The 26,120-nt window shown below is 39.3% G+C and carries 28 protein-coding genes; 17 read left to right on the forward strand and 11 right to left on the reverse strand.

Annotation, left to right across the window (positions count from 1 at the left end):
* The first annotated feature begins 60 nt into the window (after nt 1-60).
* The 5 genes from IIC38_03090 to IIC38_03110 all read left to right on the forward strand — a co-directional run bounded on the left by IIC38_03090 (nt 61) and on the right by IIC38_03110 (nt 4,052).
* Nucleotides 61-522, forward strand: a complete 462-nt coding sequence (locus IIC38_03090; protein ID MCH8124933.1) for a hypothetical protein — start codon at nt 61-63, stop codon at nt 520-522.
* Between the two features lie 216 nt (nt 523-738).
* Nucleotides 739-1,083, forward strand: a complete 345-nt coding sequence (locus IIC38_03095; protein ID MCH8124934.1) for a type II toxin-antitoxin system RelE/ParE family toxin — start codon at nt 739-741, stop codon at nt 1,081-1,083.
* Nucleotides 1,080-1,367, forward strand: a complete 288-nt coding sequence (locus tag IIC38_03100; protein ID MCH8124935.1) for a helix-turn-helix domain-containing protein — start codon at nt 1,080-1,082, stop codon at nt 1,365-1,367. The genes IIC38_03095 and IIC38_03100 overlap by 4 nt, the downstream gene beginning before the upstream one ends.
* Before the next feature lie 12 nt (nt 1,368-1,379).
* Nucleotides 1,380-2,072 (forward strand): WbqC family protein, encoded by a 693-nt coding sequence (locus IIC38_03105; GenBank protein ID MCH8124936.1) that lies wholly within the window; start codon nt 1,380-1,382, stop codon nt 2,070-2,072.
* Nucleotides 2,073-2,369: 297 nt separating this feature from the next.
* Complete coding sequence (locus tag IIC38_03110; GenBank protein MCH8124937.1) at nt 2,370-4,052, forward strand: D-aminoacylase; 1,683 nt, start codon at nt 2,370-2,372, stop codon at nt 4,050-4,052.
* 168 nt (nt 4,053-4,220) lie between these two features.
* Here the strand turns inward: IIC38_03110 and hemW are convergent, their stop codons facing one another.
* From hemW to lepA, 3 genes are read right to left on the reverse strand one after another with little or no spacing between them, the layout of a single operon-like run.
* A complete protein-coding gene (gene hemW / locus IIC38_03115; GenBank protein MCH8124938.1) occupies nt 4,221-5,399 on the reverse strand; it encodes a radical SAM family heme chaperone HemW in 1,179 nt (392 codons plus the stop codon).
* Nucleotides 5,400-5,427: 28 nt separating this feature from the next.
* Nucleotides 5,428-6,162 (reverse strand): signal peptidase I, encoded by a 735-nt coding sequence (gene lepB / locus IIC38_03120; GenBank protein MCH8124939.1) that lies wholly within the window; start codon nt 6,160-6,162, stop codon nt 5,428-5,430.
* Nucleotides 6,163-6,179: 17 nt separating this feature from the next.
* Nucleotides 6,180-7,982: an elongation factor 4 gene (gene lepA / locus IIC38_03125; protein ID MCH8124940.1), complete on the reverse strand. Its 1,803-nt coding sequence runs from the start codon at nt 7,980-7,982 to the stop codon at nt 6,180-6,182.
* 490 nt (nt 7,983-8,472) lie between these two features.
* On the opposite strand from lepA, the gene IIC38_03130 reads away from it, so the two are divergent.
* From IIC38_03130 to IIC38_03180, 11 genes are all read left to right on the forward strand, one after another.
* On the forward strand, nt 8,473-8,925 hold the full coding sequence (locus IIC38_03130) for a hypothetical protein (protein MCH8124941.1): 453 nt from the start codon (nt 8,473-8,475) through the stop codon (nt 8,923-8,925).
* A gap of 45 nt (nt 8,926-8,970) precedes the next feature.
* Nucleotides 8,971-9,819 (forward strand): glycosyltransferase, encoded by an 849-nt coding sequence (locus IIC38_03135; protein ID MCH8124942.1) that lies wholly within the window; start codon nt 8,971-8,973, stop codon nt 9,817-9,819.
* Nucleotides 9,820-10,002: 183 nt separating this feature from the next.
* Complete coding sequence (locus IIC38_03140) at nt 10,003-10,167, forward strand: Rdx family protein (protein MCH8124943.1); 165 nt, start codon at nt 10,003-10,005, stop codon at nt 10,165-10,167.
* Nucleotides 10,168-10,182: 15 nt separating this feature from the next.
* A complete protein-coding gene (locus tag IIC38_03145; GenBank protein MCH8124944.1) occupies nt 10,183-11,136 on the forward strand; it encodes an aldo/keto reductase in 954 nt (317 codons plus the stop codon).
* Nucleotides 11,137-11,153: 17 nt separating this feature from the next.
* Nucleotides 11,154-12,389, forward strand: a complete 1,236-nt coding sequence (locus tag IIC38_03150) for a 4-hydroxy-3-methylbut-2-enyl diphosphate reductase (protein ID MCH8124945.1) — start codon at nt 11,154-11,156, stop codon at nt 12,387-12,389.
* Nucleotides 12,390-12,526: 137 nt separating this feature from the next.
* Nucleotides 12,527-12,850 carry an iron-sulfur cluster assembly accessory protein gene (locus IIC38_03155; protein MCH8124946.1) on the forward strand — a complete coding sequence of 108 codons (324 nt, stop codon included), beginning with the start codon at nt 12,527-12,529 and terminating at the stop codon, nt 12,848-12,850.
* A gap of 12 nt (nt 12,851-12,862) precedes the next feature.
* A complete protein-coding gene (locus IIC38_03160; GenBank protein ID MCH8124947.1) occupies nt 12,863-13,141 on the forward strand; it encodes a DUF2480 family protein in 279 nt (92 codons plus the stop codon).
* A 29-nt stretch (nt 13,142-13,170) separates the two neighbouring features.
* Nucleotides 13,171-13,611, forward strand: coding sequence for an Rrf2 family transcriptional regulator (locus IIC38_03165; GenBank protein ID MCH8124948.1), 441 nt, complete (start codon nt 13,171-13,173; stop codon nt 13,609-13,611).
* A 115-nt stretch (nt 13,612-13,726) separates the two neighbouring features.
* Nucleotides 13,727-14,947, forward strand: a complete 1,221-nt coding sequence (locus tag IIC38_03170) for an ABC transporter permease (protein ID MCH8124949.1) — start codon at nt 13,727-13,729, stop codon at nt 14,945-14,947.
* 159 nt (nt 14,948-15,106) lie between these two features.
* Nucleotides 15,107-16,096 carry a polyprenyl synthetase family protein gene (locus IIC38_03175; GenBank protein MCH8124950.1) on the forward strand — a complete coding sequence of 330 codons (990 nt, stop codon included), beginning with the start codon at nt 15,107-15,109 and terminating at the stop codon, nt 16,094-16,096.
* A 319-nt stretch (nt 16,097-16,415) separates the two neighbouring features.
* The gene (locus IIC38_03180; protein MCH8124951.1) at nt 16,416-16,988 is read left to right on the forward strand and encodes a methyltransferase domain-containing protein; all 573 of its coding nucleotides are present in this window, start codon (nt 16,416-16,418) and stop codon (nt 16,986-16,988) included.
* 310 nt (nt 16,989-17,298) lie between these two features.
* Here IIC38_03180 and pruA read toward each other — a convergent pair whose 3' ends face one another.
* On the reverse strand, nt 17,299-18,930 hold the full coding sequence (pruA, locus tag IIC38_03185) for an L-glutamate gamma-semialdehyde dehydrogenase (GenBank protein ID MCH8124952.1): 1,632 nt from the start codon (nt 18,928-18,930) through the stop codon (nt 17,299-17,301).
* Nucleotides 18,931-19,187: 257 nt separating this feature from the next.
* Between pruA and IIC38_03190 the strand changes: the two genes are divergently transcribed.
* The gene (locus IIC38_03190; protein MCH8124953.1) at nt 19,188-20,201 is read left to right on the forward strand and encodes an SPASM domain-containing protein; all 1,014 of its coding nucleotides are present in this window, start codon (nt 19,188-19,190) and stop codon (nt 20,199-20,201) included.
* On the opposite strand, the gene IIC38_03195 is transcribed toward IIC38_03190, so the two are convergent.
* The 7 genes from IIC38_03195 to IIC38_03225 all read right to left on the reverse strand — a co-directional run bounded on the left by IIC38_03195 (nt 20,198) and on the right by IIC38_03225 (nt 26,072).
* A complete protein-coding gene (locus IIC38_03195; GenBank protein ID MCH8124954.1) occupies nt 20,198-20,593 on the reverse strand; it encodes an SPASM domain-containing protein in 396 nt (131 codons plus the stop codon). The genes IIC38_03190 and IIC38_03195 overlap by 4 nt on opposite strands.
* Nucleotides 20,550-20,795 (reverse strand): hypothetical protein, encoded by a 246-nt coding sequence (locus IIC38_03200; GenBank protein MCH8124955.1) that lies wholly within the window; start codon nt 20,793-20,795, stop codon nt 20,550-20,552. Before IIC38_03200 ends, IIC38_03195 begins: the two co-directional genes overlap by 44 nt.
* 16 nt (nt 20,796-20,811) lie before the next feature.
* Nucleotides 20,812-21,072, reverse strand: coding sequence for a hypothetical protein (locus IIC38_03205; protein ID MCH8124956.1), 261 nt, complete (start codon nt 21,070-21,072; stop codon nt 20,812-20,814).
* A gap of 142 nt (nt 21,073-21,214) precedes the next feature.
* Nucleotides 21,215-22,195 carry a flippase-like domain-containing protein gene (locus IIC38_03210; protein MCH8124957.1) on the reverse strand — a complete coding sequence of 327 codons (981 nt, stop codon included), beginning with the start codon at nt 22,193-22,195 and terminating at the stop codon, nt 21,215-21,217.
* A gap of 4 nt (nt 22,196-22,199) precedes the next feature.
* A complete protein-coding gene (locus tag IIC38_03215; protein MCH8124958.1) occupies nt 22,200-23,306 on the reverse strand; it encodes a glycosyltransferase in 1,107 nt (368 codons plus the stop codon).
* Nucleotides 23,296-24,993 (reverse strand): hypothetical protein, encoded by a 1,698-nt coding sequence (locus IIC38_03220; GenBank protein ID MCH8124959.1) that lies wholly within the window; start codon nt 24,991-24,993, stop codon nt 23,296-23,298. Before IIC38_03220 ends, IIC38_03215 begins: the two co-directional genes overlap by 11 nt.
* A gap of 32 nt (nt 24,994-25,025) precedes the next feature.
* Nucleotides 25,026-26,072 carry a metal-dependent hydrolase gene (locus IIC38_03225; GenBank protein MCH8124960.1) on the reverse strand — a complete coding sequence of 349 codons (1,047 nt, stop codon included), beginning with the start codon at nt 26,070-26,072 and terminating at the stop codon, nt 25,026-25,028.
* Between the last annotated feature and the right edge of the window lie 48 nt (nt 26,073-26,120).

Raw genomic sequence — 26,120 nt, forward strand, 5'->3', positions numbered from 1 at the left:
ATAAAAGTCAGTGCTGGTGACGAAATAACTTTTAACGCCACAGGAAGTATTAATGTAGCTATGGGGTATATGATAATCGCACAAGAGTATTTCGCTAATAAACAATTAACAAAACCAAATGGTAGTGTTGAAGTGTTTTCAACAGAAGAAATCAAAAATAGTCTTTTACCTTTTCCTTGGAATGGACCTACAGGAATTGACCTGCGTGACATGAATAATCCTGATACAATAAACAGAATTCGAACTGAAAAGAAAAAGCTAGTTTATCCCAAAGGCTCTGTTGGACAACTCTTGTTTTTAGTGTACCCCCATTCTTCAACGCCGGACCTGAGAACTGATATTTCACAATATCAACTTATGGCATATCATGGCCCGAACACTACAATGTCCGCGCTAAATGATGGTTTCCTTTGCTTTATCGTAAATGACGTTATCACCTTGAAAGAAGAACCAACTGTATTAAATTGGCAAGACAATATAGGATATTTTGCAGTTCGAATGTTAATTAAATTAAAGGATTAACTTTATTCCCACATCGTAGATTCTTTCCATACTTCTCACTCTCGAATCATCATTTGGAAACGGCTCATGGCTAAAAAGTTATGCACCCTTTTTCCCGCTTATTTTCCATCTTTGTCCTGGCGGCAATACCTAGCCTAACTAAAAATCGAAAAAAACAATACAAATTCGTGGTAATTTTATTCTTGATAAATGTAATCCAATGGCTTATTTTAAGTCATGCATGTTACGATCATAGAATTGCCGGAATATATTAGAAAAGTAGAGAAATTACTGGATGAAGAAGAACGGAACAGTCTTATCTTTTATCTATCGACGCATCCAAAATCAGGAGTCATTATTCAAGGAAGCGGCGGTGTTAGAAAAATAAGATGGGCACGAAAAGGACGTGGTAAAAGCGGGGGCGTGCGGGTCATATACTTTTTCTATGATAAAGAAACACCATTATTCATGCTGACCATATTCGGGAAAAATGAGAAAGATAATTTGAATAAAGCTGAACGAAATGAGTTGGCAAAATTGGTTAAAATATTGGTAGACACACATAAAAGGAACAAGTCATGAGCGAAGCATTTGAAAGTGTTAAAAAAGGGCTAGCTGAGGCAATAGAATTTGCTGAAGGTAAAGATATCGGCGCAAAGGTATTTAAACCTACAGAAATAGATGTAAAGAAATTGCGTAAAAAAGTAGGAATGACTCAAGTAGATTTTGCTGCAACTTTCGGAATCAGTGTCGGAACTTTGAGACATTGGGAAAGGGGAGACCGTTCACCACGAGGCCCTGCGCTGGTTTTATTAAATTTAGTCAACAAAGATGCTCAAAAGATCTTGAATGTTCTGTATGGATAAATTGTCCGAATCATGGCTAGAAAGTTATGCACCCTTTTTCCCGCTTATTTTCCATCATTGTCCTGGTGGCAAAAAAAGGCTGCGTCTGATTGTGTGGTATTGCTGGATAGCCCATCCTATTCGCACCGCTCGCATATTAATCGCACAAATGTTAAAACCGTGGATGGCAAGAAACTGCTGACCGTGCCGGTTTTACGCTCGGAGAGCCAATCGTCGCCAATTGGTGATATTCTTATCGATCCTAATAGCAATTGGTATCGGACCCATAGGGCCAGTCTAATTTCCAATTATAGAAATGCACCATACTTCGATTTTTACTTTCCCTATTTGGAAGAACATTATTCGAATTCCTGGCAGCGATTGATCGATTTAAACCTGGCCGGCATCAAATTAATTGACAACCTGCTGCGCTGGAAAACTGACACTGTGTTTTCTTCTACGCTTTCAACCAGCGGCACCCGGGAGGGAAGAGTCATGCAGTTACTGAGTCAATTTGATTGTGATACATATGTGATAGAATCCCAGGCGAAACCTTATTTTGATGGCTCTATTCTGGAACTTCATGGCTACAAAATCGAAGAAATACCAGCTTTGGAAACCATGTACGAACAACAATTTTCCGGCTTCATTGCCAATTTGTCTATTTTGGATTTGATTCTGAATGAAGGGCCCTATTCTGTGAAGTACTTAAAATCCGTCGAATAGACAAATTCCAAAAAACAAATTCCCAATATCAAATAACTTGCTATTTATGATTTCATTTTTACCTTGCTGTATCAGCCATTATCGCAATTCTCTCTACGAAATTTTACCGCGAAGGCGCAAAGACCGCAAAGAAACAAAGAGTAAGACATAAAAATGTTTTGGAAACTAAGCAACTACAGTTTAAATGATAAATACTTAAAATTTGTCACTTTTCATCTTGGCGGTCTTTGCGTCTTCGCGGTTCATGAATTATCCAGGTTAATTATTTATTTATATAAAAATTGGGAGTATAGTCTTATGAAAATACCAAAATATGTATTTGTCATACTGACAGTTGCCCTGGTGGGTTGCGGCGGTCAGAAAAAGTATGATGTTGTGATTCGTAACGGCAATGTTTATGACGGCAGTGGTGACGCTGCCTATCTCGCTGATCTGGCCATAAAAGCGGATACGATTGCGTTTATCGGTGAGATTGAAGCAAACGCCGGCAAGACGGAGATTGACGCCAGCGGTATGGCGGTCTCGCCGGGTTTTATCAATATGCTAAGCTGGGCTACAACTTCTTTGATTGAGGATGGAAATTCCCAGGGCGACATCAGGCAGGGAGTGACCCTGGAGGTTTTCGGTGAGGGTTGGTCCATGGGACCTCTGAACGAGAAGATGAAGGAGGAACGGAAAAGCAGCCAGGGAGACATAAAATACGATATCGAATGGACAACTTTGGGTGAATACCTAGAATACCTGGAAAAACGGGGAATTTCGACAAATATCGCTTCCTTTGTCGGCGCTACCACTGTTCGAATTCATGAAATTGGTTTTGAAGATCGGCCGCCTACTGATGAAGAATTGCAGCGCATGAAAGATTTGGTCCGCCAGGCGATGGAAGAAGGAGCGGTTGGAGTCGGATCTTCTCTTATTTATCCGCCGGCGTTTTATGCAAAAACCGATGAACTCATCGAGTTGTGTAAAGTGGCTGCCGAGTATGGCGGCATGTATATCTCCCACATGCGCAATGAAGGCAATCAATTGTTGGAAGCGGTCGATGAATTGCTCACCATCGCCCGGGAGGCAAATATTCCTGCTGAAATTTACCATTTGAAAGCGGCCGGTGATGCGAACTGGCCAAAGATGGATCAGGTTATCAAAAAAGTTGAGGCTGCACAAAAAGAGGGATTGAAAATTACGGCTGATATGTATACTTATGTGGCCGGCGCTACGGGTTTAAGCGCCACCATGCCGCCCTGGGTGCAGGAAGGCGGGTTTGATGCCTGGATAGAAAGATTAAAAGATACGAATACCCGCAATCGTGTAATTCGCGAAATGATCACGCCAACGGATGAATGGGAAAACCTGCTCATGCTGGCGGGATCGGCTGATAAAGTGTTGTTGGTTGGCTTCAAAAGCGAAGGTCTTAAACCCCTGACTGGCAAGACGCTTGCTGAAGTTGCCGAAATGCGGCAAAAATCACCGGAGGAAACTGCCATAGAGCTGGTTATTGAGGACAGCAGTCGTGTTGAAGCGGTCTATTTCCTGATGACAGAAGACAACATCAAAAAGCAGATCGCTTTACCGTGGGTTGCGTTCGACTCCGATGCCGGGTCTTTGGCGCCGGAAGGTGTTTTTCTGAAATCGAATCCACACCCCCGGGCATATGGCAATTTTGCCCGCCTGCTTGGCAAGTATGTGCGCGATGAAAAAGTGATACCCTTACAAGAAGCTATCCGGCGTTTGACATCCTTTCCCGCCGGGAACTTAAAAATTAAGAATAGGGGTCTGTTAAAAGCAGGCTACTTTGCTGATGTGGTTATTTTTGATCCGGCAAAAATTCAGGATCATGCGACCTTTGAGAAGCCTCATCAATACTCCACCGGTGTTCACCATGTTTTTGTCAATGGGGAACAGGTGTTAAAAGACGGTGAGCATACAGGCGCTAAACCCGGAAGAGTTGTAAGAGGTCCGGGATGGAAGGGATGGGATTAAAGTGCATATGTGATTAACCTAGTTAATGAGTTAAGTTTTTTCTAAAGATAGGTTTATTGCATAAATTGAGAGATACTAGATGCATGATACCGGATACTTGATGACCAATGACGGGATGAAATAATTTGAAGTTTTAAGCTTAAAAATATGATTCATAAATTATCCAGGTTAGTTAAAAATCTCCTCGAACCAATCCACAATAACCGGGTAAATCGATTCACTCACCCGCATTCCTTCTTTGGTCAGGGACAAAGTATGGATATCGATCTTGATCCACTTTTGCCAGTCAGGGCCAAATTGCCCGGAAAGTTCTTTTTTCCAATCCGAAACTGAGATATCAAAACGATCTTTTAAATCTGTAAAGCTGAATCCTTTTACCTGGCGCAACTGCAGGAAAATCCATTCTTGCAGGTTCATTATCTCCGTTAAATGCTCAGTCTTTGCTACCGGAATTTCATCACCTTCCAGGTTCCGGAGGTATTTTAAAAAATGGTTCACATTCCAAAATCGCCGCTGGCCATCGAATGAGTGTGCCGACGGTCCAACACCCAGGTACGGGACCAGATCCCAATAATTTGAATTGTGCTTGCTTTTAAAACCAGGCAGGGAGAAGTTAGAAATTTCGTAGCGTTGAAATAAACTATTTTCCATTTCATCAACTGCATATTCATAAAACCATTCCTCGGTTTCTTCCTCAACAGGATTTAGGGTGCCGTTTTGTTTTTGTTTGAAGAAAGGCGTTCCTTTTTCATAGGTCAGGTTGTAGAGAGAAATGTGTTGAACGTTCAATTCAATTGCTTTTCGAAGGCTATGCCGCCAATCTTGTTTGGATTGACCGGGAATACCAAACATTAAATCCAAACTGATATTCATAAAACCAGCTTTTTGTGCCAGCCGGATTGCTGAGATTGCCTGTGATGCGTCATGAATTCGATCAGCAGATTTTAGAACATCATCTTGAAATGCCTGCACACCAAAGCTAGCCCGATTGATTCCCATTTGTTGATAAGCTAGCAGATCTTCCAACGTTGTGGTCCCCGGGTTTATTTCGATACTGCATTCGGCTAATGTGCTTGTGTCGAATTTTGTTGAGATGGTTTTGAGAATTTTTCCTAACTGGCTGGTTTTAAGAATAGATGGAGTCCCACCGCCAAAGTAGATGGTTTTGATTTTTTGCTTACCCCAATTTTCATCTGCCCGCAGTTCGATTTCCCGGATTAAGGCATTTGTAAATCGTTCATAAACGCTGCTGCTGGTTTTACGATAAACCGTAAAGAAATCACAATAACCGCAGATGTGATCGCAGAATGGGATATGCAGGTAGAGGCCGATTTCAGTGGCATTCATTTTTTCATCGGCAATTAAGTTAGAACTGCTATCGAATAATATTCGCTATCCGTCCCCAGCGAATCATTTTAAATAGCTGGTAAAATTTGGCGGTCTTATCCCATGAGAAATAGATGATCAGCGCTTCTCCAACGATGTTTTCTTCAGGGAGAAATCCCCAGTAACGGCTGTCAAGACTGTTGTCGCGGTTATCCCCCATCATAAAGTAATGATTTTCAGGCACAACCACTGGACCGTAATTATCTTTGTTTCCGGCTCCAGCCGGTTTAATTCCGGCTTCCGGATAATTGGGGGGTAGGGTATTAGATAACAGCTTTGAATGTGGCGGGTATTCAACATACTTGCCATTGATGTAGATTTTCTTATTCTTGATTTCTAAAGTATCTCCGCCAACGGCAATGCAGCGTTTGATATAATCCTGATCCGGGTTTTCCGGGTATTTAAACACAACAACATCACCCCGCTCGGGGTCTTTAAATCCAGGTAATCGTACCCAGGGGATTCTAACATTGATAAATGGTATCTTATCCGGAGTTCTTACACCATAGATAAATTTATTAACCAGGAGGAAATCACCGACCAATAAAGTGTCTTCCATAGATCCGGTTGGAATTCGAAATGCTTGCACTACAAAAATTCTTAAAATTAAAGCTGCTACCAAAGCGAATAAAATCGCTTCGCTATATTCTCTAAATATATTTTTGTTTTTTGGCTTTTGCTTTTTGGATGGATCGGTAGTCTGTATAATCGATTTTCGATTCATTCTGTACCTTATTAATATTAATTGTCCACTTGTAAAACCGCAAGAAACGCTTCTTGTGGTATCTCAACACGACCCACCTGCTTCATACGCTTTTTGCCTTCTTTCTGTTTCTCTAAGAGTTTTCTCTTTCTTGATATATCGCCGCCATAACACTTTGCAGTAACATTTTTCCGCAAAGGTCTTATGCTTTCCCGAGATATGATTTTGCTGCCGATAGCTGCCTGGATCACAACTTCATATAGCTGACGCGGGATCAGCTTACGAAGTTTTTCGCAAAGTTTGCGTCCCCAGGTATAAGCTTTCTCACTATGAACAATGATCGACAATGCATCAACAGGTTCTCCATTGACGAGAATATCTAATTTAACCAGATTACCCGGACGAAACTCTAAAAAATTATAATCAAATGATGCATACCCTCTCGTCAGAGATTTTAATTTATCATAAAAATCAAACACGATTTCTGCAAGCGGAAAATGATAATTTAAATCGACTCGATTTTTATCAATATAAGTCGTGTTTATATAATTACCCCGTCTACCCATTGCCAGTTTCATTATAGCGCCGATATACTCACTCGGAGTAATGATTTGCGAATCGATATAGGGCTCTTCCACAGAACTGATTTCACCCGCTGAAATAAACTCAGCCGGGTTGTCTACCGTTAATACTTTTCCGGCAGTCGTTAAAACCTTATATTCCACGTTTGGAACTGTAGTAATCAGGTCGATATCATATTCCCGTTCAAGCCTCTCCTGGATAATTTCCATATGAAGCATGCCGAGAAACCCACAGCGAAATCCAAATCCCAGGGCTACCGAGGTTTCCGGTTCAAATGACAAAGATGCATCGTTGAGTTGTAATTTTTCTAATGCCGCTTTTAACTCCTGGTAGTCGTCGCTGGCTGAGGGGAAAAGTCCGCTAAACACCATCGATTTTGCTTCTTGATAGCCCGGGAGCGGTTTGTTCGCAGGTCTGTTTGCGAGTGTAATTGTATCCCCGACTTTCGTATCCCGCACTTCTTTTACACCGGCAATAATATAACCGACTTCACCTTGAGATAATACAGGTTGAGGCACTTTCCGTATTTTTAAGTGGCCGACTTCTTGAACTTCAAAAGACCGACCTGTGGAAATAAATTGAATCCAGTCGCCGGCTTTTAGTTTACCATCAACCACCCGAACCAGGGCAACTGCGCCGCGATAGGCATCAAAATAGGAATCAAAAATCATGGCACGCAAGGGATCATTAATAATGCCACCTGGTGGAGGAATTTTTTCTACGATTGTTTCAAGCAATCCAACCATACCCACGCCGGTCTTGGCACTTGCCATGATAATTTCATCATCGGAACATCCGAGCAGGTCAATAATTTGCCTTTTGGTTTGTTCCGGTTCGGCGCTTTGCAGATCAATTTTGTTGATAATCGGAATAATAACCAGATCATTTTCCAATGCCTTATAAAGGTTACTAACTGTTTGGGCTTCAATGCCTTGTGTGGCATCCACAATGAGAAGAGCGCCTTCGCACGCGGCCAAACTGCGAGAGACTTCATAAGAAAAATCTACATGGCCCGGTGTATCGATTAAATTAAGGATATATTTTTCACCCTTTGAATTTTGATAATTCATCGTCACCGCATGGGATTTAATCGTAATCCCTTTCTCTTTTTCCAGATCCATGCTATCCAGAATCTGTGATGTCATCTCCCGACCGGTAACGGTTTTGGTCATTTCCAATAATCGATCCGCTAGAGTAGATTTACCATGATCGATATGAGCAATGATAGAAAAATTTCGAATATTTTGTGCTTGTACCACTTTTTTACTTCTTTTTGATTTTAATCTTCTAAAACAATTATCGGATAAATTAGAGGGAAAATATACTAACGGCGATGTTGCAATTCAATATAATTTAGCCTATTATAAATGGAAGAATTTCAATTTTTAAATGAACATGGCTTTCTTAACTATATGTTATCTAAATGCTTAGATAAGCGCTGTCTTTGATATTTATATATCAAAAAAAAATAAAGGATTCCAAATTTAAATAAATTATTTCATTAGAAAAGTTCAAAGTTGAGCCGATAATTTGACAATATATTATAAACCTTTGCGATGTATCGGCTCAAACCGACAAGGAATGGAGTGTAAAAAGCTTGAAATCCGAATATCGAAAAAATAAAGAAATTTAAATGACAAAATTCTAATGCATTAATTAAAGAAGGACTGTTTTAATAATAGAGTACCATTTCACAACAAAACTTAACTCTAAATATTAAATATTTGACTATTAAAAGATGTAAAAGAAATGACGAGTAAAAAGCAACGATCTGACAAAAATAGGAGAAAAAATTCCACACCGCTTTTTGGCCGGTATACTTTAAGTGGCAGGCGGATGAAAGCCCGCAGGGAGAAAGAAGAAGAAGAAAATTATTATGTGGATCGATATGAATACAAATACCTGATTTTGATTGTAGCAATTGTTACACTTTCCATATCGGATGCCTATTTTACCTTAAATCTTTTAGAAGGCGGTGGAATTGAATTGAATCCTTTTATGGCAATCTTAATCTCTGCAAACTCAAATTTATTTTTAGTCATTAAAATTTCCCTAACGGCTGGTTGTGTTTTGTTTTTTTTGAGTCACAAAAATTTCCGTGTTTTTGGGCGATTACGAATCGTAAATATGATGTATACCGTATTCATCCTTTATGTGGTTTTGATCGTTTATGAGGTTTATTTGATATTAACTTATTTATAACTTATTAAACCTATATTGTAACGAAAATCCATCAAATTCATCAAAATGCCTTCCGTATCTGTAATTGTCCCAACCTATAATCGTGAACACTTTTTACAAGAATGTATTGAGTCAGTTTTGAGTCAAACATTCAAGGACTTTGAATTGATTGTAGTCGATGACGGATCAACAGATCAAACGGAGGATATTTTAAAACAATATGAAGGTAAACTCCACTATAAAAAGCAAGAACAAAAAGGACCTTCGAGCGCCCGGAACACCGGCATTCAATATTCCGCCGGCGAATGGATCTGCTTCCTGGATTCCGACGACCTTTGGCTGCCTGGGAAATTAGCGGCTCAGATGAAGTTTTTCGCAGAAACCCGGGATATTAAGGTCTGCTATACAGAGGAGATTTGGTATCGAAAAAATAATCGTGTAAATCCAGCAAAAAAACATCAAAAATATTCGGGCTGGATTTATCAAAAAATGTTGCCGTTGTGTATCATCAGTCCATCTTCGGTGATGATCCACCATTCAGTATTAGACTTAATAGGCACATTTGATGAGGAATTACCGGCATGTGAAGATTATGATCTCTGGCTGAGAATAGGTGCTGGTTATCCAATTTACTTGCTGCAAGAACAGTTAATCATTAAAAGAAACGGGCATTCCGGTCAGCAATCGCAAAAATATTGGGGCATGGATCGTTTTAGGATTCTATCTCTGGTGAAAATAATGGAATGTGGAGAACTATCTAAAGAAAATTATCAAGCTACGGTAAAAATTCTAGAAGAAAAATGTCGCATATTAGCCAATGGATCTAAAAAGCGAGGTAAGGTTAGGGAAGCGAATGATTATATTGCATTGGCACAAAAATATACTAGTGGCACCGGGGAGACACTGTCTATTTAAAAAATCAAGTAGTTGTCAAAAAGCTGTCAGAAATAGAATTTAATGATTCTATTTTGGTTAAGATTGAAATGATTGATCTTGTTGTCTATATTATAAATTCATTTTTCATAAACGTAAGGAGACGAAATGGAATTTAGTATTGAATATTGCGGTGTTTGAGACTATTACCCCAATGCTGCCAGTTTGGCGGATTATTTGAAAAAAGAATACAATACTGAACCCAAGTTAATTGAAAGCAGTGGCGGCGTATTTGAGGTTAAAGCGAACGGCCAACTCATCTTTTCAAAGAAACAGTTGGGGCGTTTTCCTGACCATGATGAATTAAAAACGAGTATTGATAGTCTATAAAATTATGGCGGAACATTGCAGTACAAAAAATTAGGAAAATCTGATTTAGAGGTTTCCACGATTTGCTTTGGTTGTGGTGCGGCAGGCAAAATGGGTTGGGGGGATGATGTGACTGATGAAAACTCAATTGCGTCCATTCATCGTGCGCTTGACCTGGGAATTAATTTCTTTGACACCGCAGATGTATATGGAAATGGTTATTCTGAGGAAGTACTTGCAAATGCTTTAGGATCGCGTAGTAATGAAGTTACCATTGCGACTAAAGTTGGAAATCGTAGGAATGAAAAAGGCGAAATGTATGGAGATTTGAGTCGTAATTACATTCTGCAATCTGTAGATGATAGTCTCAAACGGTTAAAGCGGGATGTCATCGATTTGTACCAGGTTCATCGACCCGATGACAATACTCCCATTCAGGAAACTATGGAAACCCTGCTTCACTGTGTTGAAAATGGAAAAATTCGATACATAGGACTTTCGAACCAGACATCAGAGCAAATTCAAGAATATTTAAATTATGGGAAAATCGTATCACTTCAACCGCCGTTAAGTTTGCTTTATCGTTATGTTGAAGTTGAGTTATTGCCCTTTTGCCAGGAAAACCAAATAGGTGTTATTCCTTATAATCCTTTAGGTAGAGGGCTATTAGCCGGAAAATATACTACACCGGTTCAGTTCCCGGAAAAGGATTTTAGGCGTAATTATTTTCTTTTTGCAAATGGCGCTTTTGAGCACAATATTAAAATCGTTCAGACACTAAAACGCTATGCTGAAGTTTTGAATTGTACCGTTGCGCAATTGGCGATTGCCTGGGTTCTGGCTCATATTTCTGTAACGTCAGCGATTGTCGGGGCAAAACGTCCATCGCAAATTGAAGAAACATCAGCAGCATTTGAAATAAAATTAACGCATGAAGAGTTAAAGAAAATTGATCGGATTTTAATGAATCCTGACTATAATAGTATGTAAATCAACATGAGGATTAGATGACGGAAACGGCTTTATTTAGAAAAGGTTTTGGATTAAAGAAAGAAGTTAAGAGTGATATTAAGCAGGACTATCACAGCGAGTTAATAACATTCTTGATCTCTCATGGCAATGAATTTAAAATTACTGACAATCATATTTTTTTGGCAAAGGACTTTGGCTTCTGTTATGGAGTTGACCGGGCTGTGGAATACGCTTATCAAACCCGGCTTAAATTTCCTGACCGGAAAATATATTTAGTAGGGGAAATAATCCATAATCCTTTTGTAAACAACCAGATCACCCAAATGGGTATCGAAATATTGGATGGTTTGCAACGAAAATCGGCTGATTATTCTTTCCTAAATGCTGATGATGTCGTATTAATACCGGCATTTGGTGTCCAGGATAATACCCTGGTAAAACTTAAAGAACAAAATTGTATTTTAGTCGATACAACTTGTGGTTCGGTACTTTCAGTTTGGAAACGCGTCGAACAATATGCACGGGATGGATTTACGGCAATTGTTCATGGAAAATATGATCATGAGGAAACACTAGCGACATGTTCTCAGGTGACTAAATATCCTGGTGGAAAGTTCGTCGTCGTTTATGATAAATCAGAAGCTCAATTAATTTGTGATTTTGTCGAAGACAAGTGTAATGCAGAACTATTAAAGGAAAAATTAGCAAAAACCAGCTCACCGAATTTTGATCCTGAAAAAGATTTGCAAAAAGTAGGATGCGCAAATCAAACAACAATGCTAAGTTCAGAGTCCCTTGAGATTGCTAATGATGTTGAACAGTCATTCGTGAAGCGATATGGTTTGGAAGAAGCAAAGGAAAGATTCAGAAGTTTTGATACCATTTGCAGTGCAACACAAGACCGCCAAGATGCGATTATTGAGTTACTCAAAACAAAATCTTTGGATTTAATGCTGATTATCGGTGGTTATAACAGCAGCAATACCGGCCATCTCGTGGAAATCGCCAGCCAATACATTCCTTCGTTTCATATTGAAGGCAGCATCTCTTTACTCAGTGCCACAGAAATTGAACACAAGCTGCCGTTTAAAAAAGATATCGTAATCGAAACGAATTGGCTTAAGAAAGGACCTCTAAGAATAGGGTTTACTGCAGGAGCATCAACACCAAACAGCCGGATAGGAGAGGTTCTTTATCGGTTCTTAAGTTTTCGAAATGTTTTAGCCGAATCAATAAATTCGTTAATCTTTGAAAAAGCAATTGTGAACTAGCTATTGATGAATAAAACCATAAACCAATTAGTTTTTAAAAATGATGTCAATATCTTCTGGAACTTGACATCATTTCAAATATTTAATACCTTAGTATACGAATTTTTTAATCTGATTTATCTTAGAAAGGAAAAAACATGATAACAATTTCCGACAAAGCCCGTGACGAGCTTAAGCGAATAATGAAATCAGAAAGCAAAGAAGGCCATGGCATAAAGATAGCTGTTAAAGGTGGAGGATGTTCCGGATTGAGCTATTTTATGGATTTGGTCCCCAAAGCCGAAGAAAGCGACATGAAATTGGAAGACAATGGAATTCAATTGTTTGTTGATCTGGGAAGCACACTTTATTTAGACGGAACTGTCCTTGAGTTTTCGGATGGATTGAATGGGACAGGGTTTGTATTCAATAACCCAAATGCGACCAGAACATGCGGTTGCGGGCAATCCTTTTCTGCGTAACCCGGAGATTAAATGCAAAGAGTCGGCTCAGTTCCCAAAACTCAAACCATTGATATAGCTGAATTTTTCGACGGTGGAATTATTCGTGAAAAAAGTTTTCGTGAGAAGGTAGATGGGTTTGATTGGATATCCTATCAAGATAAGAAAGTTGTGATCAAGGGATGCGACAAAGTACCCGTACCAACATGGGCTTATCTTTCTCTAGTTGCACACTTGGCGCCCTATGCAAGCCGTATTTTTTGGGGTGAACCATGCAGTGCGGTTTTAGTGTACAAAAAGAATTCCAAATAGTTTATTCTGCCAATAACTAAATTGTCAAAATGCTGCGCTTAACGAAAAAAATCGAATATGGTTTAATCGCTCTTAAGCACATAAGCTGCAAATCGAAAGACAATATTTATAACGCTAAAGAGATTGCAGAATGTGCACAAATACCAAAAGAATTGCTGGCTAAAGTTCTTCAGCAATTAACCCGCGCAGAAATCATAAGATCCGTACAAGGCCCCCGGGGTGGATATGTATTAATCTGTGCGCTTCAAGAAATCTCCCTTGCTAAATTCATAACCGTTCTTGAAGGAGAATACGGTCTGGTTCAATGTGCATCAGAAACCAAAGACAATTGCTATTTGATTGATTGCTGCAATATCCGATCACCGCTTTTGAAGATTAATCAACAGTTAAAAATATTTCTCGATAATATTACTTTAAGCGAAATCCTTTTAACGGAATTGGAATTACCTGTAGCAGTTGTCAAATCCTAAAATATGTATTGATCTAAATAATTTTTATTAGAGAGCAACCCTGTTGGGATTATATCGTATCTGATTTACTTTTAATCATTTGAATTCAAATCTACTAACAATTTTTGGGTGTTAAATGGATATTCGTGAAAGCACTTACATGGCGCTGGAATCGATGCGCGCCAATAAATTTCGTGCATTTCTTACCATGCTTGGAATAATCATAGGTGTGTGGGCGATTATCGGTGTTCAAACTTTTATTTCAGGTCTAAATCGTTCCGTCGAAGAGCAACTTTCAGTGTTAGGAGCCGGAACATTTTATGTTCAGAAATTCGGAGCCCTCTCTTCCCCACATGATGACAAATACCGAAATCGCAAAGATATTACCTTCGCCCAGGTTCAAGCAGTTCAAAATAAAGCAACTTTGGTCTCCATTGTTTCTCCGACAGTTGTATCATTCGGGAATGTAGTCAAAAATAGAGACAAAAAAACCAACCCGGATGTATTATTTTATGGCGCTAATGAATTTTGGCAAGTGGCAAATTCTTACTATGTTGAAGATGGCCGGTTCTTAACTGCCCAAGATGTCCAACGGCGCTCCAATGTTTGTGCACTGGGCCAGGATGTTGTGGAGAAGCTATTCCCGTTTACAGATCCAATCGGACGAGAAGTTAGACTGGAAGGAAGAAGGTTCACCGTAACGGGTATTTTTGAAGAAAAAGGACAGGTGTTTGGTCAAAGTCAAGATAATTACGTCGTTCTTCCTATAACTACATTTGAGAAATATTTTGGCAAGAAGCGATCGGTTGAATTTGCTGTAAAAGCTAAAAATCCAAAAGAAATGGTTGCAGCAATCGATCAAGTAACGGGTATTCTGCGTGCCGAACGAAAGGTTTCTCCCGGCAAAGAAAATGACTTTGAAATATTAACCAGAGATTCCCTGCTCGAAACATGGAATAGCATAACCAATAATGTTTTCCTGGGCGCTTTGATAATTGCTGGGATGGCTTTGTTGGCCGGCGGTATAGGAAACATGAATATTATGCTTGTCTCAGTTACGGAACGCACCAAAGAAATTGGGATTCGAAAAGCGGTTGGCGCCACGCGAAGGGAAATCTTGGGACAATTCATAACAGAGGCTATCATTCTATGTGGAGTAGGTGGAATTATTGGAGTTATTTTTGGAGTGGTTAGTGGAAATTTAGTGGGGATGCTTATTAATTGGCCGACAACGCTTCCGGTCGTTGCAGCTTTGGTTGGTTTCTTGTTTTCGAGTGCAGTTGGATTGATTTCTGGCATTTATCCGGCAGTAAAAGCAAGTAGATTAAATCCAATTGAGGCATTGCGCTACGAGTAGTTTTCTTTTCGGGGAATTTTTTCTTAATCTCACGACCATCATTTATTCTAGTTTTTCACCTAAATCATTTGTAATTTAGTTGCCTTAAGGGTTGTGAGAAAACCGGATTGCCTTTGAATAATAAATTTCCCGGAATTTAAATTAAAAATCAAATTACTGATGGCTATTTCGAATAATTTCGAGTCAAAACCAACGTTCCTTCGTAACGAAATCAATACTCACCTGGCTCAGACCATAAGCAAAGAATTTCCGTTTACCTTGTATGAACCTATGCGGTATATGATGGCAGCCGGTGGTAAAAGACTCCGACCCATTTTTTTATTGCTTGCGTGTGAAGCTGCAGGCGGCAAGTGGGAAGAGGGTTTGGATGCAGCGGTAGCGATAGAATTATTGCATAACTTTACCCTGATTCATGATGACGTTATGGATCAAGACGATACCCGCCGTGGGCGGAAGACAGTCCACAAGAAATGGGACGTAAATGTTGCCATATTAGCAGGAGATGGCTTGATAGCTCTTGCTTATAAATCTTTGCTTCGAACCCATTGTAATGATTTAAGCCGGCTTGGTTCTCTTTTTTCAAATACCCTGCTGGAAGTCTGTGAAGGCCAGGCTTTTGATAAAGAGTTCGAATCGGAGGTAGATGTCTCCTTAGACGATTATTTCAAAATGATCAAAAAAAAGACGGCAAGCTTGTTTGCGATGTGTGCTGAATTAGGCGCGATTATCGGCGGAGGTACGGAAAAAACGATCTCTGAATTAAGAACATTTGGATTAAACCTGGGAGTTGGTTTTCAAATCCAGGATGATCTATTGGATGTTATGGCTAATGAAGAACTTACCGGTAAAACTTGGGGCAGTGATATCCGGCAAAAAAAGAAAACTATGTTGTTAATCCATGCCCGTAGTGAAGCTTCTCATTCTGACCGTGAAGTTATTGAAGAAATTTTGGCCAAACCGGAAGTGGACAGGCAAGATGTCCTTTTGATGAAAGATGTTTTTCAAAAGGCGGGTACTTTGTCATTGTCTTCACAAATGCTTGACAAACATTTTAATCTTGCCAGAAAAAGCTTGAATGAAATTGAGAAAAGCGAAGGCCGGTTGGCGCTTGAGTATTTTTTAGAATCCGTTATCAACAGAACACACTGAATGTACTTTATCTTTCGGTGTTATTCTTTGTTGAATTATTCAGCAAGTATGTTATTAGGAGGCTCATTTTACCAATTTCAATTCAATCCCATAACAAATGATTTTCTGTATTTGAGTTCATATTCATATTAATAGTATGCGAGCCCTATATGTGCTACTAGTAGTTTTTGTACTGTGGGTTGACCCTTGGCCTAAATTCAAATGAGCCGTATGTTAAAAACTTAGATAAAAAATAATTTTTGAGATAGAAATTATGTTAGCGAATCCAGAGGAATTGGGATTTAATCCTCAAGATCAGAAAATTTGGAATAATCTTTTTTTGAATGTTCCACTTGATTGGAAAACTGCCGAAGCAACAAAAGATATGAAGGATTGTTTACAATTTTTCGAGATGCATAATGTGAAATCCGTACTTGATGTGGGCTGTGGTATAGGAATTTGGGCGATGTTTTTAAGCAAAGCGGGTTTTGAGGTTAAAGGATATGATTTCTCATCGAATGCCATAAAGTTTGCTTCGAGATGGGCAGCTGAGGACAGTGTCCAAATCGAATACAAATGTTGTCCAATTACAGGTAATCCCTTCCCTCGTGAAAAGTTTGATGGTGTTATTGCAGCAAAAGTCCTGGATAATATTTCAAAAGACGAATTAGAAATTGCAATAGCCAAAATCTTCAAATGTTTAAAAGACAAGGATCTATTATTTTGCCTTTTTAATCCATACATGACTCCTGAAGAGATAAAGGAGAAGGAAAAAAGTGACAACCCAACGAAAGGGATAACGCTTACAATTTATACTGATGTTGAATTGAGAAATCTGTTTCCTCGATTTAAATTGCTGGATTTTAAGGTATATGAATATGGATTTAGGGGCCTTTTCCTTAAGAAGTTCTAAAAATATATGACTTAAAATTATTTTGTTTTAAAGTACAAGAAACGCAGCGGTACTTAGTAATGAATTGTACATTCAATGTGGTAATAAGTTGTGTTTCATTACCCTATTGAGATGTTAACCGCATTACATTTAATGAAGTACATTTTTGGATCATGAATAAAAAAAATATGACAACACAAATCAATTTGTGCTTAGTACATGCAATACAAATTTTGGATAGCATCAACTGTGTTGATGCGATAGTGTTAGCGTAAACAAACAAAGCCCGTCCGATTTCTAGAACGGGCTTTGTAATTAATGGCTTGTTTAACTATTCTTCTTGCATAAACGGATATTTGAAGTCCTTTGGCGGGACAAAGTTTTCTTTAATGGTGCGGGTTGAAACCCAGCGGATGAGATTGAAGATCGAACCGGCCTTGTCATTGGTGCCGGATGCCCTTGCACCGCCGAATGGCTGCTGCCCCACCACGGCGCCAGTGGGTTTGTCGTTGATGTAGAAATTTCCGGCAGCATTGCGCAAGATCTTGCTCGCTTGAATTACCGCATAACGATCCTGCGAGAAAATGGCGCCAGTCAATGCGTACGGTGAAGTTTCATCACAAAGCTGCAAAGTTTGTTCATATTGATTGTCCGGATAGACATAGACGGTCAACACCGGGCCAAATATTTCTTCTTCCATTGTTTTGAATTTCGGCGTTTTAGTCTGGATGATTGTGGGTTGGATAAAATATCCTTTGGAATCATCGTACTCTCCACCGTGCAGGATTTCTGCGTCGCTGGCATTCTTTGCGTAATCGATATATTCAGTAATATCCCTGAAAGAATTTTTGTCGATAACCGCATTCATGAAATTGGTGAAATCGGTAACGTCGCCCATCTTGATTTCTTTGATCATCGCAAGCAAGAATTCTTTTATAGAAGGCCACAGGCTTTCCGGAACATACATCCGAGAAGCGGCCGAGCATTTTTGTCCCTGGTATTCGAATGCTCCGCGAATTGCTGCGGTTGCGACTGCCTTTGTGTCGGCGCTTGAATGTACAAAGAGGAAATTTTTACCGCCGGTTTCACCGACAATACGGGGATAGCTTTTATATTTTTCGATATTGCCGCCAACAGTTTTCCACATTCCCTGGAACGTTGCCGTACTGCCAGTGAAGTGCACTCCAGCCAGCCTGGGATGATTCATCGCCGGATCGCCGATTGCGCTGCCCGGTCCAGGCACCATGTTGATAACGCCGGCCGGCATTCCAGCTTCTTTCAGCCATTCCATGATATAATAAGCGCTGTAAACAGAACTGGATGCGGGTTTCCAAACCACGACATTACCCATCAAAGCCGGGGCCGTGGGCAAATTTGCGGCAATCGATGTGAAATTAAATGGAGTGACTGCGAAAACGAAACCTTCCAGCGGCCGGTATTCCAACTGGTTCCAAATCGAGCCTTCTGAAGTGACCTGCTGCCCATAAAGCTGTTGCATGTAATAAACATTAAATCGCAAAAAATCGACGATTTCACAAGCTGCGTCAATTTCTGCTTGAAAGACATTTTTACTTTGACCAAGCATAGTAGATGCATTTAATAATTGGCGATAAGGACCGGCAAGCAATTCTGCGGCTTTCAAAAAAATGGCTGCGCGAGCTTCCCAGGGTGTTTCAGCCCATTGCTTACGAGCTTCTAATGCAGCTTCTATAGCTTGATGAACATATTTTTCATCACCTTTATGATATTGGCCAAGCAGGTGCTTATGATCGTGGGGACAACGGCAGTCTGCCAAATTTCCGGATTTAACATCTTCACCGCCAATTACCATGGGTATTTCGATTTCCTTTGACAACATGTCGTCCAGTGTGTTCTTTAACTCGGCTTTTTCACTGCTACCCGGATTGTAATCGTATATCGGTTCGTTGATTGGATAGGGTACGTCAAAAATTCCGTTGGGCATGGAATCCTCCAGGTTATGTAAGGTTTAAGATTTATCGAATTTGAGCAGAGTGAATATAGAATAAAAATGGTCTGTGATCAAAGAGAAAATTCAATTTTGGCAGCGTTCTCAAACTTCCGGTTAAAGAAACATGAATGTTGTATTGTTAGTCTTAATTTTTGAAATACAATTAATAAAAATTAGTTGGTGTATGTTAGGTGAATAGTTTATCTTAAAATTTTTCAAACAAGAAGTATTTTTTCTTTGGAGAATAGTTCGTGCAAGACTTTGTGTTCCGCCAGGCAATTCTATCGTTTACTTTGCGCAGATTTTGGAATGTAGTTAAATCTTTAAGTTCCTTTTTTCTTTCTATCATTATGCGCAAACCTATTATTTGGGGTATTCCGCCAGTACTTACAGTAGAACCCACAAATATCTGCAATCTCAAATGTCCACTATGTGTGACTGGCAATGACACGATGTTAAGATCGGCTGGGCGCATGTCTTTTGATACTTTTCGAAATATTATCGATGATATCGGCGATAAAATATGGTATGTAATTTTATATCATCAAGGCGAACCTTATATCAATAAAGACTTTTTGCGATGTGTAGGATATGCCAAAGAAAAAGGGCTTTACACCGAGACCAGTACAAATGTGCATTACTTAAATCCCCAAAATGCGGAACTCACCGTTCAATCCGGATTGGATGCAGTCATCGTTTCTGTAGACGGTACAACCCAGGAAAGTTATGAGCGGTATCGGGTAAATGGTAAGCTGGATAAAGTTAAAGAGGGCATTCGTAATCTGGTTGCGGCTAAGAAAAAATTAGGCAGTAAAACTCCTTATATTCTATTACAATTTCTTGTCATGAAGCACAATGAACATGAAATTCCCGAGATCGAGGCGTTGGCTAGAGAGCTTGGAGTAGATCGACTGCTGAAAAAGAATATCCAAGTTGAGAATTACCAGGAAGCCCTTGAATGGCTGCCAGAGAAAGAAAAATATCAACGTTATTCTGTAACAGATTCAGACATACAAGTACGGAAAGGTGGTAAAGGAGTATGTCCCAGGCCCTGGTTGTCTACCCTCATGAATTGGGATGGCGGCATCGTCCCTTGTTGTTTTGATAAAAATGGCAAACATTCGATGGGTCATGCCAAGGATCATGATTTTGAAGATATTTGGGTTAACGGTGATTATAAAGAATTTCGGAAAAATATGCTAACCAACCGAAAGTCGATCGATATTTGCAAGAATTGTAACCAGGGTTTTGGGGTTTGGATTTAGAGGTCTGATAATTCTATAATTTTGATGTACGGGGCTTTCAAGCCTTCCGTGCAATTATTACATATCTCGATGGATTTACGGTCGTTCATGACCAATTTGCGAAATGCATTGTACTTGCCATTTTTCCAAACTTGGGTAAAGTTGGTTGGTTCACGAAAGATATTTGCAAACGCATGTTCAGCATCCTTATCGAAACAACATGGCGCCACGGAGCCATCCCAATTAATCGTCGAGTTCAGCCACAGACGCTTACACCAGTTTTTGATATTCCCATTCATTTCGAAACCATCGCCATTACGTTTGTAACGCTGCAGGTCATCTCGATCTGGCAGGAAGGTTTTTGCCTGGCTATTTGAATAAACCTGGGCTGTTTTGAATGAGATCCGGTTCACTATTATTCTGTTTGGCGATTTCTATAAGACGATCCATCTCTCCTTGATTGTGTTTAAATACAATGAATTGCAGCTCCACGTGCGGTGTTTTACTGCCCAAACGTTCCTTTGCCTGGCTGATGCGTTGTAAAGTTTCAAACACCAGCTTGAAGTTGCCGCCAACCCGGTACTTTTCGTAGGTTTCCTGGTTGGTGCCATCCATTGAAAAAATGAGTACATCAAGACCAAGATTGCACCAATTCCTCGGCAGCTTCCTCAGTACGGATGAAATGCCCGTTTGTGGAGGTTTGTGTCATGATCCCTTTTGAATTCGCATACTTAACGAAATCTAGGAATGAGTGGTTAATGAGGGGTTCACCCTGGTTCCACAATTGTACCTGTAATACATAATCGCCAACATCGTCGATCAATTTTTTAAAATTAGCGAAATTCAATTTACCTAGCGCCCGGGTCATTTCGCCGTTACCGGATGGACACATAGGGCACTTCAAATTGCAGATATTGGTTGGTTCAACCATCAAATAAATCGGGTAACCCCACACGATTTGTTTGCGCAGTATTTTAGAAAGAAACATGGAAGTGAATAATTTGATGACATTAACGATCCGTTTTCGAGTAATTTTAATCTGTATGATTTGTAGCGATTTGATCAGAGATTTTATGGGTAGAAACCATGATCTGCTTACGAAATCTACTCGCTTTTATTAAATCCCGAGTTGAGGAAACCACATCTTTAAGTTCTTTGAAATGTTCTTTTTTCTTCGAAATAAAATAAACCCCGGCTAAGGCCGGAATAATCGAGCCGAGTGCAAATAAAAACAATGATGTTGCAACAGCCTGGGCGGCATTGATGCCATAACTATTAAAGAAAAAAACAGCCAACCCCTCTCGCACACCTAATCCGGAAATGCTGATCGGAATCATTCCTGAACCCCATAGGTAAATCGAAGTATGTGCGGTTGGCCACAATGAAATGGCATTTACTTTGTTGAGCAATATATAATATTGACCTGCCATGAGAGCAAATGTGATTAACGAAAAAACCAGGGTAAAGCTAAGCATTGTGTAATAATTAGTTTCTTTTTCTTGAAATCGCTTCAAGATGCGCAGTTTGGGGATAAGGAGAATGGTTATCATCAGGACAATTAAGAGAGCAACACAATAGGGTGTTAGCTGAGGAAAAGTAAGCGGCAAAACGATTAAGATAAGGAAAAGTTTTATGAAAGTTAAAACGAGTTTTTCCAAACCAAATGCAGCTACTTTTCCTTTCTTTTTACCTGGAAGTAAAAATATTTTGCTTATTTCTGCATGACCGCCAGGCAGCATGAGTCGAAATGTAAACCCTGCCAAGAATGATGGAATGACATCTTCTTTGGCAAAATGATCGGAATTGCAGTTTAAAAGATATTTCCAGCGCAAATACTGTATATATAAACTCAAGAGGCTAAGGAATCCAATCAGCAATATAGTTCCAAATGTTAGTTGTGCAAAATATTCTAAGAATATCTCGTGATCGACTAAAAATAAAATCCAGGTTACAAGTGTAAGTCCTAATGTGACTTTAACAAAATAGATTAATTTTCTTTTAAGTATTTGTTTCATGAAGTTATTTCCATTTGTATACCTGTAATCCACCGAGGATAGTAAGGAATATAATGTATCCCGGGTAAATGATTTGCATAAATAATAAATACGGTATCAATTGTTTCTGTTTAAAAATGATTGCTGCATTGTATAAGCAAGTGAATTCTAATATAAACTTCAAGCATAAAAATGCAAGCCATAATAGAAATTGATGCGGGAAAATGATTGGAAAGAGTAAGAATAGAACGTGATAAGCAAATAATCCTATTGGAAGCAGCATGGATGAAGGGGATCTTATAAATGTTTTACTGTTTTTTCGAATTTGTTGATTCAGGAATTCTTTTTTGCTTTTTAGAGGTTGTGTCAATACAAATGTCTCGGGATCCGCACAGTAATCAATTTTGCCTGCTTTAGTTCTAAAGCGATCGGTAAGGTGAATGTCATCGCCACTGCGAAATTTTTTCAATGAATTGAACCCCCCCACACTTTCGAGTGTAATGGATCGGTATGCCATATTCCGACCGATACTGCTAAAAGCATAGCCCATTTTTGTTAACGCAGCGACAACAATGGCAGAGAAAAGATTATCGAATTCCTGGAGTCTATGGAAAAAACCTTTGCCGGAAACTAGGAGAGAATGGCCTAAAACCATTGTAACCCCCGCTTCAAAATAGGGCATCATTTTTCGTAACCAGTCCTTTGGCAAGATGCAATCCGAGTCGGTCGTGAAAATGATCTCACCAGATGAAATCGACACTCCTTCTTGAAGCGCGTTCAATTTTCCTCGTAATTCTGAACTTTTATTCTGTAATTGCAGCAAGCGCCAATTTGAATGTCGCTGACAAAAACTTTGAATAATTTCTGCCGTTCTATCCGAAGAACAGTCATCCACAAGAATAATTTCAAACTTGTCTTTTTCGTATTCGAGTTTTTCAAGGCTTTCCAAACAAAGAAAAATTCGTGATTCTTCGTTTCGGGCAGCAATAATTATACTTATTTTGGGTTGAAATTGGTTAGCAGGTTTTTTGTTTAACCTTTTTAACCCGGTATAAACAATACCCAAGAGAGAGAAGTATAGAAGATTTGAGCCAATAAATAGGTAGAGGAGAAGATTAATTTCAATAATCAAGTTTAAATCCGAAGTGCAATATGGTGGATTTAGAAATTGAATTGAATGTTTTAATTTCTAGGTGGGAGATCGAAAAATCTAAAAACAAGTCGTTGAATAATTCCAACTGGCTGTAAAATTCCAGGTGATTTTCGGTCGTTATAATGCCTTCAAGAAAATCGCGGGTTTGTCTAGATGCGATTTGATTTCCCAGTAAAGTATCATGTCCAATCAGGATATCACCGCCAATATTTTCATTCAGAAAATTATCACCATGTTTCACTTTTCGCCACTTTATGCCAGTTTTAAATCGATAGTGCCATTCCTTCTGTAAATCTGTGTATAACACTTGCGAATTAGGCCCTGTACTGAATCCAAGGGATCTGCCGTCATGTATATACCGGTTAATTTTGAATCTATGGGTATAAACCCAGGGCATAATTGCTATGTATTCAAAACGCAATGACAGGTTGTTTAAGTGAAAAGGATCGGCTAGGTGCAAGCCAAATTGGAAGCCATGTTTATTTCCAAACCAATCCGTAAATAGTTTACTTGTAGAGAGCTCATCGATAAAGACAGTACCGTAAACTTTGCCACCGCGGAAAAGCCGCGCTTCGATGTCCAGGGCTATTGTTTCATTATCGCGGTCACGCAAATAATGCTCAGTCGCCCGATAAAAGTTAAAAGGGACCAGGTATGCCCATTCAACAGAACGGTTGCCGTAAATGATCAATTCGCTAAGCCCAATTGAAACCCGTGAAGATGGTGAAAACTCAAAACGATGCGCTGCAATCCACTTTTCAGGATAAACGGGTTGTCCATCAATTGAATCAGAGTTGGCTTGTGAAAGTAGTTTTCCATGCATAAAGGTAAAACTCCCCCATTTCCAATGTTTACTGATACTAATATAAGGAAACTGTTCAACATTATCTGACAGGATGAGCTGGCTAAATTCACCAAGTCCCCATGTAGTTGATTGATGCGCAAACCTGAAATCCATTATGGGAGAACTATAAGCCAGTTCGCCGCCACTACGATCAAAAAATGTTGCTCCGTCGTTTGGAGACTGGTTCCATGCTCCTTTCATAATCGGGTCTTGCAGACGATACACTTTGTCGCCGTTTAAAGCCATCTGAGTTACTTCCAGCGCAATAGAGAATCTTTCGCCTATACTGCCACGAAGCTTAAATGTTTGGGCATTGTTAGTACGATAAACATCGTCATCGCGACGGTCATAGGTAAAATCCTGGATGAAATCGAAATAAAAACTATTTGTTGAATCCTCCCAAAGAACAACATGGTTTTCTTCTTCGGGTTGATTTTTCTGAAAGAACCGATTGAAGTCAGATTTGAATTGCTTTAGATTTGATAAAGGACTATACCAGTTTGACGTTTCCGAAGTATATTTATATTTTAGCAACCGGTTTATCTCAAAACGAAAATCAAGCAAAAAATTGTCGAGTCGGTTTAAGTCAATGTTGGTAAGTTCTTCACGCTTTGAATTGATTTCAGTTAATATTGTACTGATGCGACCGCGGTCGAAAGGCTTGACTGCATCTCGAATGTTAGCAATAACGCCTAAAGTTTCCATCCGATCCAGGAAAGAATAAACCGGATGATTGATGGGGACACGCCCCGGGTTATCAGCCCAGAGAATTTTGGCGTTTAAAGCGACCAGGAGTATGGGGAAAAAATATTTATATTTCATCAGTATTTGAAGACTCAAAATGGCCTATTGTATTAATTACTAAAAAGCCCTGGGAATTCTTTCCCTTTAATTCGAGCAAAAAATTGACTCCATATCGTTTTATTGATTCGAATTGATGGTCTCACTCTGAATATTTTTAGTTTTTTGTTGATATCCGGCTCAGTAGAGTAAAATCCAAATGAAAATATGAAATCCGAGTTTGGATCTACCCAACCAATTATACGGCCAAACCTCATGTCATTAATTATAATTTGATTGCCTTTTTGTGCAACTGAATATTTGTTTTTTGTAAATCGAAGCAGTCTTTGTAGTTTTTTATCTTTCAAATAGGGTTCCAATAAGTTTTTATTTTTTGCAACTAGGTAGAATTGAATGTTCTTTTCACGATCAAAGAGAGAGTAATATCCTTCCCAATAAAAATCATCTTCTTCTGCCACACATCGCCAAAGAATATTATTGAAAAAAGTTGGAATTGTTAAAATGTTTGAATATTTAATGCCTTGCTGCCGTAAGGATGACTCAAAAACCGAGGTTATATACACCTTATTGACAATCGTCAAAAATAGGTACAGGGAACTGATTGAGATTCCAAGAACAAGCACCTTTTTCCGAATTGAAGAGGATCGTTTTAGAAATAATACTAAAAGTAAACATAAAAGAAATGGTATAGTATAGGCCGGATCGATGACTGAGATGGCATTAAACGCCACCGGGTAGGAAGAGAACGGTTGAAATAATTGGGTTCCGTATGTGGTAAAGCAATCCAGAAATGGATGCGTGATCAAGCACCAGAATGTTAAGTGCAGCCAATCCTTAAACTTTACATTTTGTTGGCGATGAATTTTTTGAATCATATAAGCAAGAATAGGTGAGAATACTATGGCGAAGACGATAGAATGGCTAAATCCACGGTGATAAGCAACCTGGTATGCAGCATCCAGGAAGGGATTTAAAACCATATCCAGATCAGGAATTGTTCCAGCAAGCGCTCCCCAATAAACAGCCTTGTTACCGATCTTTTTACCAAGAACCAGCTCACCAACTGCTCCACCAAGAGTGATTTGTGTGATGGAATCCAAATTCTACCGATTCTTGAAAAGACTATTCGGCTGGAGTTGAATGACGGA

The organism is candidate division KSB1 bacterium, from assembly GCA_022566355.1.
Taxonomy (GTDB): domain Bacteria; phylum Zhuqueibacterota; class JdFR-76; order JdFR-76; family DREG01; genus JADFJB01.